At 64.3% G+C, this 14,446-nt stretch carries 13 protein-coding genes and 1 pseudogene; 11 read left to right on the top strand and 3 right to left on the bottom strand.

The window, feature by feature from the left end; all coding sequences use genetic code 11:
* The first annotated feature begins 51 nt into the window (after positions 1-51).
* The 3 genes from QZ409_RS20730 to QZ409_RS20720 all read left to right on the top strand — a co-directional run bounded on the left by QZ409_RS20730 (position 52) and on the right by QZ409_RS20720 (position 2,454).
* Positions 52-675, top strand: a complete 624-nt coding sequence (locus QZ409_RS20730) for a hypothetical protein (RefSeq protein WP_296715141.1) — start codon at positions 52-54, stop codon at positions 673-675.
* A gap of 120 nt (positions 676-795) precedes the next feature.
* Positions 796-1,728: a ribose-phosphate pyrophosphokinase gene (locus QZ409_RS20725; RefSeq protein ID WP_296715564.1), complete on the top strand. Its 933-nt coding sequence runs from the start codon at positions 796-798 to the stop codon at positions 1,726-1,728.
* A gap of 186 nt (positions 1,729-1,914) precedes the next feature.
* Positions 1,915-2,454, top strand: a complete 540-nt coding sequence (locus QZ409_RS20720) for an adenine phosphoribosyltransferase (protein WP_296715140.1) — start codon at positions 1,915-1,917, stop codon at positions 2,452-2,454.
* A 75-nt stretch (positions 2,455-2,529) separates the two neighbouring features.
* Here the strand turns inward: QZ409_RS20720 and QZ409_RS20715 are convergent, their stop codons facing one another.
* Entirely contained in the window at positions 2,530-3,894 is a 1,365-nt protein-coding gene (locus QZ409_RS20715; RefSeq protein WP_296715139.1) for a DEAD/DEAH box helicase, read from the bottom strand.
* 287 nt (positions 3,895-4,181) lie between these two features.
* Between QZ409_RS20715 and QZ409_RS20710 the strand changes: the two genes are divergently transcribed.
* A complete protein-coding gene (locus QZ409_RS20710; protein ID WP_296715138.1) occupies positions 4,182-4,523 on the top strand; it encodes a hypothetical protein in 342 nt (113 codons plus the stop codon).
* Positions 4,524-4,533: 10 nt separating this feature from the next.
* Here the strand turns inward: QZ409_RS20710 and QZ409_RS20705 are convergent, their stop codons facing one another.
* Positions 4,534-6,027, bottom strand: a complete 1,494-nt coding sequence (locus QZ409_RS20705) for a hypothetical protein (protein WP_296715137.1) — start codon at positions 6,025-6,027, stop codon at positions 4,534-4,536.
* 195 nt (positions 6,028-6,222) lie between these two features.
* On the opposite strand from QZ409_RS20705, the gene QZ409_RS20700 reads away from it, so the two are divergent.
* The 7 genes and pseudogenes from QZ409_RS20700 (at position 6,223) to QZ409_RS20670 (ending at position 13,033) form a co-directional block, all read left to right on the top strand.
* Positions 6,223-7,290, top strand: a complete 1,068-nt coding sequence (locus QZ409_RS20700) for a potassium channel protein (protein ID WP_296715136.1) — start codon at positions 6,223-6,225, stop codon at positions 7,288-7,290.
* A gap of 337 nt (positions 7,291-7,627) precedes the next feature.
* Complete coding sequence (locus tag QZ409_RS20695) at positions 7,628-7,867, top strand: hypothetical protein (RefSeq protein WP_296715135.1); 240 nt, start codon at positions 7,628-7,630, stop codon at positions 7,865-7,867.
* A gap of 37 nt (positions 7,868-7,904) precedes the next feature.
* Entirely contained in the window at positions 7,905-10,370 is a 2,466-nt protein-coding gene (locus QZ409_RS20690; RefSeq protein ID WP_296715133.1) for a TonB-dependent receptor, read from the top strand.
* 13 nt (positions 10,371-10,383) lie between these two features.
* Positions 10,384-11,067 carry a Fe2+-dependent dioxygenase gene (locus QZ409_RS20685; RefSeq protein ID WP_296715131.1) on the top strand — a complete coding sequence of 228 codons (684 nt, stop codon included), beginning with the start codon at positions 10,384-10,386 and terminating at the stop codon, positions 11,065-11,067.
* A gap of 23 nt (positions 11,068-11,090) precedes the next feature.
* Positions 11,091-11,786, top strand: a pseudogene (gene exbB, locus QZ409_RS20680) (tonB-system energizer ExbB); the annotation flags it as partial.
* Between the two features lie 3 nt (positions 11,787-11,789).
* Positions 11,790-12,242: a TonB system transport protein ExbD gene (gene exbD / locus QZ409_RS20675; protein ID WP_296715128.1), complete on the top strand. Its 453-nt coding sequence runs from the start codon at positions 11,790-11,792 to the stop codon at positions 12,240-12,242.
* Entirely contained in the window at positions 12,239-13,033 is a 795-nt protein-coding gene (locus QZ409_RS20670) for a TonB family protein (RefSeq protein WP_296715126.1), read from the top strand. Before exbD ends, QZ409_RS20670 begins: the two co-directional genes overlap by 4 nt.
* A gap of 108 nt (positions 13,034-13,141) precedes the next feature.
* Here the strand turns inward: QZ409_RS20670 and QZ409_RS20665 are convergent, their stop codons facing one another.
* Positions 13,142-13,888: an SH3 domain-containing protein gene (locus tag QZ409_RS20665; protein ID WP_296715124.1), complete on the bottom strand. Its 747-nt coding sequence runs from the start codon at positions 13,886-13,888 to the stop codon at positions 13,142-13,144.
* Positions 13,889-14,446: the final 558 nt, after the last annotated feature.

Raw genomic sequence — 14,446 nt, 5'->3', positions numbered from 1 at the left:
GCTAGCTCTTTCATTAACGAATAGTCAATAATTCGTCAGGGGCGAAATTTCATGGCGGCTGTGTCAGCGCTTTTTCGCGGGTTCATCCCCTTTTCCGCCGTCATCGCGGCGCTGGCGCTATCCGGCTGCAACGAACATGTCAGCCCCGCAGCCTCCACATCTGCCGCGCCCGGCGCGCAGATCGTCGCCTCGGGCTACAGCCCCCGTCCCGCCGCCATCGCCATCACCCAGATGGAGGGCGCGCCGGCGCCGCTGCAAAGCCAGTTCATGGCTTATTTCAACGCCGCCGCCGGGCAGCAGGATGTCGCGCTGACCGATTCGGCCGCCGCGCGCTATCTCGTCCGAGGCTATATCTCCGCCTTTCCCGTCGATGGCGGAGCGCGACTCACCTGCGTCTGGGACATTTATGACCGGACCAATCATCGCGCGCAAAGGCTGAACGACGAAATCGCGCTCCGTGGCGCCGCGCCCGATCCCTGGTCGCTGGTGGATTCCGCCGCGCTCGCCGCGCTCGCCCAGCGCAGCGCCAGCGAACTGGCCGCTTTTCTCTCCAATACGCCGGAAGCCCTCGCCGCCACCGCTAAAAACGCCAATGACGCGGTCAAAAACGCCGTTGCTCCGGCCTCCCTCGACGCACCGCCCCCGCAGGCCCTGTCCTATGCGCCGGCCCGTTGATCGCGCGTGATTCTTAACAAAATCACGACAGCGTCCCGCAGTCGTATTGTTCATTGTTCAACCCCCTGCTAAGACGCGCCCGAAGTCGGGCAAGGCAAAGGCAGCGTCATGGCTGGTGCAATGAAAATTCTGGCGGGCAACTCCAATCGCCCCCTGACTGAAGCGATCGCGGCCTATCTTGGCGTTCCGCTGACCAAATGTCAGGTGCGTCGCTTCGCCGACATGGAAATCTTCGTCGAAATCCAGGAAAACGTTCGCGGACAAGACGCTTTCATCGTTCAGTCCACCTCGGCTCCCACCAATGACCATCTGATGGAAGCCTTGATCATGACGGACGCGCTGCGGCGCGCCTCGGCGCGGCGCATCACGGCGGTCATCCCCTATTTCGGTTATGCCCGGCAGGACCGCAAACCCGGCCCGCGCACGCCCATTTCGGCCAAGCTGGTGGCCAATCTCATCACGCGCGCCGGCGCCGACCGCGTGCTGACGGTCGATCTCCACGCCGGCCAGATCCAGGGCTTCTTCGACATTCCGACCGACAACCTTTATGGCGCGCCGGTGCTGGTGCGCGACATTCAGGCCAATCTTGATCTTTCCAATGTCATGGTGGTCTCGCCCGACGTCGGCGGCGTGGTGCGCGCCCGCGCGCTCGCCAAGCGCATCAACGCGCCGCTCGCCATCGTCGACAAGCGCCGCGAACGCGCCGGCGAATCGGAAGTGATGAACATCATCGGCGATGTTCACGGCAAGAACTGCATCCTCGTCGACGACATCGTCGATTCGGGCGGCACCCTGTGCAACGCGGCCGACGCCTTGCTGCAGGCGGGCGCCAAGGACGTGCGCGCCTATATCACCCATGGCGTGCTTTCGGGCGGCGCGGTGGCGCGCATTTCGTCGTCGCGGCTCAAGGAGCTGGTCATCACCGACACCATCCTCCCGACCGAAGCCGTGCGCGTGGCGAGCAATATCCGCGTCATCACCATCGCGCCCTTGATCGGCGAGGCCATCGCCCGCACCGCGAAGGAAGAGAGCGTCTCCAGCCTGTTCGACTGACGTCTTTGATACCTGTTCGCCTTGACCGCGGCTCGTCGCGTTCAAGGATTCCCTCGCGTAAGCCGAAAGGGCGTCACATGACGCCCGTTTTTTAAACGGACTTTTGGTCGCGTTCGCTCCTAGCCGGTTCTTCAAACCGGCATATCCGCGCCGCCGCCATTCCCATTGAGAAAGACCGCCGCCGTCATGACGTTCGAGACTGATCTCAAGACCATCATCCGCACCATTCCCGACTATCCCAAGCCGGGCATCATGTTCCGCGACATCACTACTCTGCTGGGCGACGCGCGCAGCTTCCGCCGCGCCGTGGACGAATTGGTGCAGCCTTTCGCTGGCCGGAAGATCGATCAGATCGCGGGCATGGAGGCGCGCGGCTTCATCCTCGGCGGCGCGGTGGCGCATCAGCTTTCCGCCGGCTTCATCCCGATCCGCAAGAAGGGCAAGCTGCCCCATGTCACGGTCTCGGTGGCTTATAGCCTCGAATATGGCGTGGACGAGATGGAAATGCACCGCGACGCGGTGAAGCCGGGCGAAAAGGTGCTGCTGGTCGACGATCTCATCGCCACCGGCGGCACGGCCGAAGGCGCCGTGAAGCTGCTGCGCCAGATGGGCGCGGACATCGTCGCCGCCTGTTTCGTGATCGACCTGCCGGAACTCGGCGGCGCCCAGAAAATCCGCGACCTCGGCGTGCCGGTGCGCTCGCTTTTGGCTTTTGAAGGACACTAGAAAAGTCGCGGACTTTTCGGGTTCAGGCGTCGCAAAAGAGAAAAGGCCGGGGTTTTCCCCGGCCTTTTTGTTTCCTCAGCCGCGCGGGCCGTTGCGCGAGGCGCCGCCGCTGCGCGCGGGACGCTGGCCGCCGCCGGCGGGACGCGGGCGCTCGCTGCGGCTCTCCGGGCGATTGGCCTCCTGCTGGCGGCCGTGTTCGCGGCGGGCGTCGCCGTGACGCGTCGGCGCCGGGCCGCGACGGTCGTCGGGGCGATGCGCCGGACGGCCCTGCGGTTTTCCGCGCGCCGGGGGCGCCTCTTCCGGAGCAAGCGGGTTCAGGCGCAGGTCGGTCACCGGAATGCTCTGCTTGGTGAGCTTCTCGATGGCGCGCAGATAGGCGCGCTCGCTGTTGTCGCAGAGCGAAATGGCTTCGCCCTCGGCGCCGGCGCGCGCCGTGCGGCCAATGCGGTGGACATAGCTTTCCGCGACTTCCGGCAGTTCGAAATTCACGACATGGCTGACGGCGTCGACATCGATGCCGCGCGCGGCGATATCGGTCGCCACCAGCACGCCGACTTCGCCATTCTTGAAGCCATCGAGCGCGCGAATGCGCTGGTTCTGGCTCTTGTTGCCATGGATGGCGTCGGCGGAAAAGCCGGCGTCATTGAGGAAGCCCGCGACGCGATCGGCCCCGCGCTTGGTGCGCGTGAACACGATGGAGCGGCTGAAATCGGGGTTTTTCATCAGCTGGATCAGCGCGTCGCGCTTGCCCGAGCCCTCGACCAGAATCACCCGCTGCGACACGCGGTCGGCGGTCTTGGCGACGGGCGCCACCGAGACCTTGATCGGGTTGTGCAGCATTTCGCCGGCGAGCGTTGCGATTTCGCTCGGCATGGTCGCGGAGAAGAACAGGGTTTGCCGGGTCTTGGGCAGCTTGGCGAAGATCTTGCGGATCGGAACCAGGAAGCCGAGATCGAGCATATGGTCGGCCTCGTCCAGCACCACGGCGGTGGTGTTGTCGAGCCGCAGATTGCCCTGCGAGAGATGGTCGAGCAGGCGGCCGGGGGTGGCGACGAGCACGTCGAGTCCGCCATGCAGCGCCTTGAGCTGCGGGCCGAAGCCGACGCCGCCGAAAATCACCGCGACGCGCATATTGGCGTGACGGCCATAGGCGCGGAAGCTTTCGCCGATCTGGGCCGCGAGTTCGCGGGTCGGCGCGAGCACGAGCACGCGCGTCTGCTTGGGCCGCACGGCCTGCGGGAATTGCAGCAAGCGCGTCAGCAGCGGCGTGGCGAAGGCGCAGGTCTTGCCGGTGCCGGTCTGGGCGATGCCGAGCAGGTCATGGCCCTGGAGCAGCGGCGGGATCGCCTGTTCCTGGATGGGGGTGGGATGGACATAGCCCTCGCTGGTGAGGGCGCGCAAAACGTTCTCGGCGAGGCCGAGCTCAGAAAATGTGGTCACTTGGGATCTTACATTTGGGGCCGCGACGGCGCGCGAAAAAGCGCGCCGCTGGATGCGGCGTTGTCGAAGACGGCCCCGCATAGATTGGGCTGTCGGCCATTGAGGCGGATTGGGACCGGGCGACGCGTTACCGTCCTATGCGCCGGCGCCTCTTCATGCTGCGATGCAGCGCCCGCTTCATACCCGATCCGGCGGGGAAAAGCAAACCGGGGCCGCAGGCTTCGCGCAAGCCTGTTCGGCGAGACCTTGGAAGATCCAGAACCAGAACGGCGTCCGAGGCGCGTCCCATGTCGTTCTCGTCTTATTCACGGGCCTTGTTTGTGCTGATCGCAACCGGCGCCGCCGCGCCGGCTTTCGCCCCGGCCGATTGCAAGGTCGGCGACATCTGCGTCCTCCAGGGTCCGCAATTCGGCTGCAAGGACCCGAGCCTGATCAGGCGCTGGATCGACCTCTCCATCGAGGAAAGCCGCGAAGCGGCGGAGGGCTTCCTGTCCGAGCAGGCGGCGGCCGGCCAATGCGCCCGGATCAAGACCGGCGACGAACTCCGCATCATCCGCTATCTCGGCATGCGCCGCCTGGAGGCGCAGCGCCCCGGCGACAGCCAAAGCTTCGTCATTTTGCTGAAATAATGCGGCCTGCTCAGCGGAAATCTGTCGCCGCCCGCAGGGCTGGCGCAGACGCTGCCCCCTCCCCGGCCGGGCGAAACAGCCGCCAATGCATCCCGGACAGCGACGACCCGGCTGCGTCGAACGCCTGAACATAGACGGAGAGGCAGGCCTCCGGCCCGATCGTCACCTTCTCCTCCGCGATCGGGAGGTCGATGGGAACTCCGACGATATAAAAGTCGGGCCGCTCGGCGCAAGTCGCGGGCGGAGAAACGCGCCGCAGGTCCAGTCCGGCGCGGCGGCTATAATAATCAAGCACATATTCCGAAGCGCGCCTGATCTGCGACGCATAGGTCGCGTGCGGCTGCTCCGCCATGATCGCGATCATCGCCGAGGCTTCGCCGCGTCCGCCGCGAAGGAGCGGCTGGAGCTGGATCGCCTGTCCAACGCAGAACAACAGGCCGGCGGCGAAGACGAAAGCCTTGCCGCGGCGCGTTTCCCACAGGCGCGACGCCAGCGCCGCCAGCGCCACGACGAAGATCACGCCGAAAACGAGGAAATAGCGCGGGAACTGCAAATTGGGCGGATTGACGAAGAAGATCGAAGCCGGAACGACGACAAGCCCACACAGGACGAGCAAGGCCCGTGACAAAGGAAGCCAGCCCGCCAGCGCCGCCGCGGCGAAGCCAAGCGCGGCGAGGAGCAGCGCGAGCCATCCCGGAAATGTCGCGGGAAATCCGGCCAGCGCGGCCAGCAATCCGCCATAGCCCTCGGCGAACGCGCCCGCCCCGCGCGACAGGCCGCCAATGGTCACGCCGTGAATCACAATGCCGGCTATGACAGCCGCGATCGCGGGAAGGGTCAGGAACAGCGCGGGCAGGAAGAATTTCACCGTCGCCCGCAGGCGACGAGGCGCCTCGTCGCGCGGCGGTTCGGCGAGGGCGCGGACGAGCGCGGTCAGGCCCAGCGTCGCGGCGCCGATGAGCATTTCAAGATGAGCGAGCGCGCCGACGCCCACGGCCAATGCCATAATCCAGCTCTGGCGCCGAATTTCCGAGCTCCCCGACTCCGTCTGCCCTTCGTCGTTCCCCAGCAGCGGCGTAGCGCGCTCGCAGGCGTCGAGGGCGACCAGCATGGCGAGAACGAGCGCGCCATATCCGCGCGCCTCGGACCCGTAGTTGACGAAGGGAAAGGCAACTGCGACGAGAAAAGCCGCGATCAGCCCCGCCGCCGGCGAGTCCCGCGACCCGATTCTGGCCGCGACGGCGACAGACGCCACGCCGCAGAGAATCGACGGCAGGCGGTAAAGCAGGGAGCTGGCGTCCTGCCCCCATTGGAACATCCACAGAGAGTTGAGAAAATGATTATTGTCGTGCGAGATGTTCCAGAACACCTCGAAACCGTTCTTGAGGGGCGCGACCAGCGCGAGCGTCCAGATTTCATCGACCCAGAGATCGCCGCGCGCGCCCAGCATGCGCAGGACAAGGCCGAGCGCGATCAGCAGGCCTAAGATCCATCTGTATTTCATGACCGCTTTCGCCTGAGGGGCCGGAACCGCGCCGCGAAGCCTAGCCGAGCCAGGTTGCCGCCGGCTTAATCCGGCGCCGGCGGAGTGGCGACGCGCCTCGGGGCGCCGAAATCATTTGACCGCGGGCCTTGCGATGGATCATTCAGCGGGCAAGTTGGATCGCGCTAGGCTTTCCCCGCCGGAATTGGGACTCCGATGGTTCAGTTTCTCGCTTCGCCGCTGCGCAACCTTGTTGCGGGCGTCGGTTTCATGCTGGTCGTGGGCGCCGCGGCCACGATGGCCTATGTCGCCTCGGGCTGGAGCCTGAACGACGCTGTCTATATGGTGGTGCTGACCGTCTATTCGGTGGGCTATGGCGAGGTCGCGCCCGTCGATACGCCGGCTCTGCGCGCCATTACGATCGCTTTGATCGTCGCCGGCTGCACCGGCATGATCTTTTTCACCGGCAGCCTGTTCCAGTTGATCACGGCCAGCCAGCTCCAGCAGGTTTTCGGAAGCCGACGCATGCAAAAAGACATCGACAAGCTTTCCAGCCACGTGATCGTTTGCGGCTTCGGCCGAATCGGCCAGATGCTCTGCCACGAACTCAAGGCCGCCCGGGGCGATTTCGTCGTGATCGACCATTCCGACGAACGCATCGCCGCCGCCGGCAAGGCCGGCTATCATTTCATCCACGGCGACGCCACGGACGAGGAGATCATGCGGCAGGCGGGCGTCACCCGCGCCCGCGCGCTGGCCACCGTCCTTCCCGAGGACGCCGCCAATGTCTTCATCACGCTCAGCGCCCGCAGCCTCAAGCGCGACCTGACGATCATCGCGCGCGGCGAACTGCCTTCGACCGAGCGCAAGCTGATCCAGGCCGGCGCCAATCGCGTCGTGCTGCCCGCCCGGATCGGCGCGGAGCGCGTCGCCGAACTTCTGCTCCACCGCGACATGACCCGGCTGATCGCCCGGGCGCGCGGCGGCAATCTCGACCGCCTCGCCCTCGACCTGCAAAGCCTCGGCCTCGATATCGAGGTCGTCACCGTCGAGTCGGGCAGCGCCTGCGCCGGCCTGACCATCGGCGGTATCGAGGCGCTTGGGGCCGGCGCCTTTCTCGTCGTCGCGCTGGAGCGGCAGGACGGAGAGTCGATCCTGCAGCCCGATTCAGAAATCGCGGTCCGCCAAGGCGATGGCCTCGCATTGGTGCGCCGCCCGGAAAAGGCGCAGCGAATCGAAGAGCTCTTCATGGCCGCCGCGCTGGCCGAGCGCGGAGCGATCTGACCGCGCCAGACCCGGCCGCCGACGACAAAGACTGGCGCGCATTGAATTCAAATGGAAATTTTTCTCGCCCCGCCCGCGTCGCGGAAAGGCGAAGCGCCGGCGCGTGCGCGCGACATGTGTTTAGAATATTTCTAATCTTTGTCCTTTTTGTTGCGGCGCATCCAGATCGCGGCTGAAATCCGTTCATCAGACATTCATCGTGATCGCTTCGATCCGCGAACGGAACAACCCCAATGATCCCTGTCATTCGCGTGGCGCGCCGCCACCCGAAAACGACCACCCATGCCCGCCGAGCCTCCCGGCGGGGCTCACCGCGGAAACGCGGCGAGAGCGCGGCATGAACGAACTCAACGGCCGGATGGTCGCCTGCCAGATTCTTCTCACCGGCCTGATCGCCCGCGTCGCCAATGAGACGCGCGACCCGATCGGCTTTCTGAGCGACTTCCGAGACGAAATTCACGCCGTCATCCACGGCGTACGTATCGCCGGACTTCAGGATTCCGAAGCGATCCGCCTTCAGGCCGTGAAGACCGTGGACGAAATGTTCTCGCTGATGAAGGCGCCCAGCGCCGATTGATCCGCGCCCCAGCCACCGAAATTTCAAGGAGCCCGCAATGACCTTATCCGCCAATTCAGCAGTCAGGACGCCGCTTTCCCTACGTGGACCCATTGCGGCCGCCGTCCAGCCCGGCGCGCGGATGGCGTTGGCCTGTCTGGCCACCGCTGCCTGCGCCGATAAGGCGGAAGCCGAGGAGCGGGCGTCGTCCCTGCCGGCCCTGACCGTCGACGCGCCGGCCGCGCGGCGCCACGCGACGCCCGCCAAGCCCAGCGTGGCCCAGCAACGCGCCCGCGCCGCCCTGCGCAATGTCGCCCGTCAGCAGAAGCCCCAGGCCGCCGCGTCCGCGTCGTCTTCCCAGTCGGCGGCGGCGACCGACCCCCTGCAGAATCTTCCCGGTCCCAGCCCCTACGCCCATCCTGGCGACCCTTACCTGGTCGATCGCGTCGCCTCGCAGAAATTCACGGAACCGGTCGCCAACACGCCCCGGACGATCACCATCCTCTCCAAGGAAGTTCTGGCCGACAAGAACGCGACGAGCCTGAGGGATGTCGCCCGCACCACAGCGGGTATCACTTTGGGCACGGGAGAAGGCGGCAACGCCTTCGGCGACCGCTTCTTCATCCGTGGCTTCGATGCGCGCAACGACATTTTCATCGATGGCGTGCGCGACCCGGGCGTCAGCATCCGCGAAAATTTCTTCACCGAACAGGTGGAGATCCTGCGCGGCCCGGGATCGTCCTATGCCGGGCGCGGCACCGCCGGCGGCGCCATTAATATCGTCCCCAAGGCTGCGGGCGACACCAATTTCCGCTCGGTCGAGGCCACTTATGGGACCGACATGACCAAGCGTGTGACGATCGACGTCAACCAGGTCATCAAACCGACCCTGTCCGTCCGGGCCGGCGGGTTACTGCAAGGCGCCGAGGTTTCGGGGCGCGATTACACGACGGACAATCGCAATGGCGCCTTCGCGGCCTTCAAGTGGACGCCGGCCGACTCCTTCATCCTTACCGGCAATTACATCCACACCGATCTCAGCGGCATTCCAGATTTCGGCGTGCCTTATTACCGGCCCAATCTTGGAGTCACCGGCGGTCCTGTCACCGAATATGGCGTGTCCCGCAATAATTTCTATGGCTTCATCAACCGCGATTTCCAGCAAGCCCAGCAGGACATCGGAACGCTCAACGCCATCTATAAGCTCAATGATTCCGTCACGATCAGCAACAAGCTGCGGATCGCGGAATCAAAACTCGATTATATCGGAACCCTCGCCGAACGCCCTGTCGTCACCAATCCCAATCCCTTGAAGTGGACGGTAAGCGCCAACCCGCAAAGCCGCTCTCAAACCACCGACGTCATCGCCGACCAGACCGAGGCGGTGATCCGCTTCAACACCGCCGATTTCCGGCACGCCGCCGTCGTCGGCGCGGAAATCGCGCAGGAAACGGTCAAGATCAACAACTATACGGACCTGGCCTCGGAGGGTTTCGGCAGCGGCTTTACCAGTTCCGGGTCGCTGAGCGGCATCAATATCTTCTACCCGCAGACCGCCTTCATCGGCTTTCCGAATTTCGATCGGACACTCGGCACAAACCCCACGACGGTTCCCGTCACGACCGGCAGCGTCTATCTCATCGACACGGCCAATTATAACGACGTGCTGCTGCTGAACGGCGGCATCCGTCTCGACGATTACTATATCACCGCATCGAATAATCAGGGCTCGAACTCGGTCCATTCGACCCTGTTCAATTACAATGCCGGCATGGTCCTGAAGCCGATTCCCACAGTCAGCCTCTATACGGCTTACGCGACCTCCTCCAATCCCGTCGGCGCCGAACTGGACGCGACCGGCTCCGCCTATGGTGGCCTGTCCCCGACCGCGACCAATCAAGTCTTTGGCCCGGAAATCAACCGCGCGATCGAGGTCGGAGCCAAATGGGAATTGTTTGATCGCAACCTGCTTGCCACCGCCGCCCTGTTCCGGACCGACAAGTCCAACGCGCGTGAAACGGTGGGCCAGACGGTCGTCGCCGGCGCCGCCTATCGCGTGCAGGGCGTCGATCTGGAAATCGCCGGCAAGCTGACGCCCGAATGGAGCGTCAATGGCGGCGTCGTGCTCATGCAATCGGAGGTGACCGCCTCCAATACGACGCCGGCCAACACGACGCTCTATCTGACCAATGTCGGCCTGCCCTTGGCCAATATCGCCCATCAATCCTTCAACCTGCTGACCAAATACGAATTCTTCAAGACCTATGAGATCGGCGGCCAGGCGACTTATATGTCCCAGATCTACGGCGGAACGCTGGCGGCGAATTCCGGCGCCGTGCTTCCCGCGCATTGGCGGTTCGACGCCTTCGTCGAAATGAAGGTTTCGAAGGAGCTCACCGCCAAGGTCTCCGTCAACAACATCACCAACGAACTCTATTACGACTCGCTCTATCGCAGCACCTCGCCCTTCGTGATGGTCGCGCCGGGCCGCACCGCCCTTCTCACGCTCAACGCGCGCTTCTGAGGGAGGGGACGAAGTGCTGGTCTGTATTCCCGAAGTCATCGGCAAACATGAGGTCGCGGAATTCCGCGACCTCATGGACGCGGCCGCATGGGAGGACGGCCGCCACACCGCCGGAGCCCAGTCGGCCGTCGTCAAGAACAACGAGCAATTGCCCCCGGATTCCGCGCTGGCGCGCCGGCTGGGCGAAAGAATCGTCTCCGCGCTGACGGGCCATCCCCTCTTCATCGCGGCGGCCGTGCCGCGCCATATCTTTCCGCCTTTGTTCAATCGCTATGGCGCGGGCGCCTCCTTCGGCCTGCATGTCGATAATTCCATTCGCGGCGATGTGCTGACCGGCCTGCGCATCCGCACCGACCTCTCCGCCACGCTCTTCCTCTCGGAGCCTGAGGACTATGACGGCGGCGAACTGGCCATCGAGGACTCGTTTGGCGCGCATGAGGTGAAGCTGCCGGCAGGCGATCTGGTGCTCTATCCGGCGTCCAGCCTTCATCTTGTGCGGCCAGTCACGCGGGGCGCGCGGGTCTCCTCCTTCTTCTGGATCCAGAGCATGATCCGCGACCCGCAGGCCCGCACGATGATTTTCGATTTCGACCAGGCGATTCAGGGCGTCGCCGGCAAGCTCGGGATCGACGCCCCGGAAACCGTGAAGCTCAGCCACGTCTATCACAATCTCATCCGCGCCCATGCGGAAGCCTGAACCTGTTTTCTTACGCCCCCGGAGCCGCCGCCGTGCATCAATTGTCGCCCTGGATCATGTTCCTTAACGCCACTCTCTTCGTCAAAGCCGTCATGGGAATTCTCGCCTTCGCCTCCCTCGTGGCGTGGACGGTATTCATCGCCAAGATGACCGAGGTTGGGCGCTCCCGGCGCCGCCTCGCCGACGCGCTCCAGCGCATCGACGGCGCTGGCAGCCTGGCCGAGGCCCGCGCGGAACTGAGCGCCGAGAGCAATGTCCTGTCGCGCCTGCTGCAGGCCGCCGCGCGCGAATGCAGCCTCTCAGCGGGGGCGCGCCGCGATAGCGGCCTCCAGGAGCGCGCCGCGTCGCGCTTTTCGGAGATCGCCCGGGAGGAATCGGCCGCGACGCGGCGGGGAACCGGCGCCCTCGCCACCATCGGCGCCACGGCGCCTTTCGTCGGGTTGCTCGGCACCGTCTGGGGAATCATGAACAGCTTCATCGGCATTTCCGAGGCCCAGACCACCAATCTCGCCGTCGTCGCGCCGGGCATCGCCGAGGCGCTGCTGGCGACGGCGATCGGATTGGTCGCGGCCATCCCGGCGGTGGTTTTCTATAATTCGGTCGCCCGCGCGTCCAAAGCCTATCTCGAACTGGTCCAGCGCGCCGCGGGCGCGGCGGGACGGCTGCTGTCGCGCGATCTCGACCGCATCGACGCGCCCATAGCAATGGAAAAGGCCTGAGCCATGGCCGCATCCATTCCGTCCAGCGAAGGCGATGATGATTTCGCCGAAGCGCATGACATCAATGTCACGCCCTTCATCGACGTCATTCTGGTTTTGCTGATCATCTTCATGGTGGCGGCGCCGATTTCGACGGTCGACCTGCCGATCGACCTGCCGACCGCCAGCGCCACGCCGCAGAAAAAGCCGGACAAGCCGATTTATGTGAGCCTCAAGGCCGACCTCTCGCTCGCAATAGGCGAGGCGCCGGTCGCCCGCGCCGATCTGGTCCAAAGGATCGGAGAGGAGGCTGGCGAGGCGAAGGACCGCCGCATCTATCTGCGCGCGGATAAGACGGCCGCCTATGGCGAACTGATGGCCGTACTCGAACTGATCAAGGGCGCCGGCTATTCCAAGATCGCGCTGGTGGCGCTGGAGGCCGGGAAAGCGCAGACCGCGTCGGGAGGACAGCCATGAAGATTTTCTCACCCGAGCCGCCGCGCCGTCTCGCCTTGCCTTGGCTTATCGCCGCGACAGCCGCCGTCTTCCTGCACGGCGGCGCGGTCGCGCTGGGCGCCTTTGGCCTCGCCAATTCCGACGAAGATAGCGAATTGGGCGCGAACGCGACCGAAGTCGGGCTGGAATTCGAGGCGCCGCATCGCGAACCCTCCTTCCTGCCGCCAGGCCCCGAGGCAGACAGCTCGACCGCAGCCGCCGCCGCGCTCGCGCAAGAGAAGAAGATCGAGGAAAGCGACCTGCCCGAGGCCAAGGCGCAGGATACCGACGAGGCCGAGCAGCAGGCCGCGCCGGCCCGCAACAAGCCGACCGAGGACAAGCCCAAGGTCACGCAGAACGCGACCGCCGCTTCGGAAGCCGCGCAAGCGTCCGAAGCCGCAGCCGCCCCAAGCTCACTCGCGGCGCGCGAATCCACGCAGGCCCGGGCGCCGGCGCCGGGCCTCGCTGAGCAGGCGCGGCTCGCGCGGTTGACTTGGCAAAAGAAGCTGGTCGCCCATCTCGACCACGCCAAGCGCTATCCCGCCGAGGGCGGCGGACGCAGCGCGACTGTCGTTGTGCGCTTTCGGATCGACCGCATGGGGCATCTGCTGAAGGCGGAAGCCGCGCCCGGCGAACGCGACGCGATTTTCGAAACGGCGGCGATCGCCATGATGAAGCGCGCCGACCCGACCCCGCCGCCGCCGCCGGAAATTTCGGATAGCGAATTGACCTTCGACCTGCCGGTCAATTTCCGCTCGAAATCGAAGATGTGAGGGCGGATGGCTTGACGATATGTGGGCTCGTCAGACGGAACCGGCGCTCGCGCCGGCCGTGTCCGAACCAGCGGCGTCGCCCGCACTGCCGCTGTCGTCAGCCACTATTTATCGGCCTCGCAACTCGCGGCTGCAACTGCCATGATAAACATGCGTGACCATGAAGGATATGCCGTCGCCAAGCTCAGTTGTGACTTGGTATGTATAGTCAATGATAGTTTTTGCTTTTGTTAAAACTAAAGCGTGCGCCCATTTCGATATTTTTTGTGTGCCATCACTGGAGCCCTGACATTTGTCGGCGTCACACGCCATATGCAATGTGGTTTGCATCTCGTCCGGATGGATAAGTGTTATTAAATCATCATTATAACTGAGAATTAGCTTGTATACGCCGTCTGTAACGCCAAGCGCGCTCGGACACGAATGATCGTCGCTATTAATTCCGCGCCTTAAACCAGAACATTCTCCGTGGAGATCACATTTCAGTTCCACCAGCCTTGTCGCCGTCGCAGTCGTTTCCGGACCAGGTCCCGACGTCTCTGGCGGTGGTTTCCGATGATTGGCCATTTGGGCGGGCTCCCGCTGCCCACAGTCCAAATATTCGCGCAACACCCAACCCGTGGCGCCAGCTTTCGAAAATGTGACGCCGCCCCATTCTCTGCCTCGCTGATCTTTTTTGGTCCCGATGAATTGGACGGAATCACCGTTCTTGAGTCTTTTCAGGACCGCCGCGCTCAGCGGGTCAGCCCTGACGTTCGTCAGACTGTTAAAAGGGTTGTTGATGACGCAGGGCCCTGCGTGAGCCGCGCCTTCCAGAAAAGCGATCAAAAGGACCGCCAGCGCGAAACGCTTCATGGCGACGCCTCCTCTGACGATCACGATTTACATAACCTATCAGATATCGCTGGCGCTGGTCGTCGGTTCCGATCCGGACCGCATCCGAACTGGCGGCGCTGAGAATCGCCGTCCACCTCTCGCGTAAAAATGTTGGCAGGCGGGGCAAAGGCTGTCCGGCCTTTGCCGCCCAGCACCTGCCGCCATGCGGCATAGCTTCGAAAGCGTACTGGCGACCCCGTAGGATGCGAGGTCGCCAGCGCGATGTTTTCCCGTCAGATTAGCGGCACACGACCCGGCCCCAGCGGTCACGCCAGCAGTGGCGGCGGGGTCCCCATCCCGGCGCAGCCCCTCGACATTGGACGCGGCCCCAGCGGTCGCGCCAGCAATGGCGTCCCCATTGCACGTTGGTGATTTCGGGACTGCTACCCTCAATATGACTCGAAGGCATTGGCGAGATCGGCGCGGCGGAGGCGGATGTCGCGCCAACGATCAGGAAACCGGCGAACGCGGCGAAAATAGCGAGCTTCTACATGGATTCTTCCCTTCATACGACGTGAGCGTTGAACGCATCTGGAA

The organism is Rhodoblastus sp., from assembly GCF_019449565.1.
In the GTDB taxonomy this organism is placed as follows: Bacteria; Pseudomonadota; Alphaproteobacteria; order Rhizobiales; family Beijerinckiaceae; genus Rhodoblastus.
This window is presented reverse-complemented; position numbering and strand designations above follow the sequence as displayed.

Excerpts from the sequence above, each read along its gene's own strand:
- QZ409_RS20705 (WP_296715137.1), bottom strand. The coding sequence starts at position 6,027 with ATGAAATACAGATGGATCTTAGGCCTGCTGATCGCGCTCGGCCTTGTC.
- exbD (WP_296715128.1), top strand. The coding sequence starts at position 11,790 with ATGGCCGCATCCATTCCGTCCAGCGAAGGCGATGATGATTTCGCCGAA.
- QZ409_RS20710 (WP_296715138.1), top strand. The coding sequence starts at position 4,182 with ATGTCGTTCTCGTCTTATTCACGGGCCTTGTTTGTGCTGATCGCAACC.
- QZ409_RS20730 (WP_296715141.1), top strand. The coding sequence starts at position 52 with ATGGCGGCTGTGTCAGCGCTTTTTCGCGGGTTCATCCCCTTTTCCGCC.
- QZ409_RS20690 (WP_296715133.1), top strand. The coding sequence starts at position 7,905 with ATGACCTTATCCGCCAATTCAGCAGTCAGGACGCCGCTTTCCCTACGT.
- QZ409_RS20725 (WP_296715564.1), top strand. The coding sequence starts at position 796 with ATGAAAATTCTGGCGGGCAACTCCAATCGCCCCCTGACTGAAGCGATC.
- QZ409_RS20695 (WP_296715135.1), top strand. The coding sequence starts at position 7,628 with ATGAACGAACTCAACGGCCGGATGGTCGCCTGCCAGATTCTTCTCACC.
- QZ409_RS20700 (WP_296715136.1), top strand. The coding sequence starts at position 6,223 with ATGGTTCAGTTTCTCGCTTCGCCGCTGCGCAACCTTGTTGCGGGCGTC.
- QZ409_RS20720 (WP_296715140.1), top strand. The coding sequence starts at position 1,915 with ATGACGTTCGAGACTGATCTCAAGACCATCATCCGCACCATTCCCGAC.
- QZ409_RS20665 (WP_296715124.1), bottom strand. The coding sequence starts at position 13,888 with ATGAAGCGTTTCGCGCTGGCGGTCCTTTTGATCGCTTTTCTGGAAGGC.
- QZ409_RS20670 (WP_296715126.1), top strand. The coding sequence starts at position 12,239 with ATGAAGATTTTCTCACCCGAGCCGCCGCGCCGTCTCGCCTTGCCTTGG.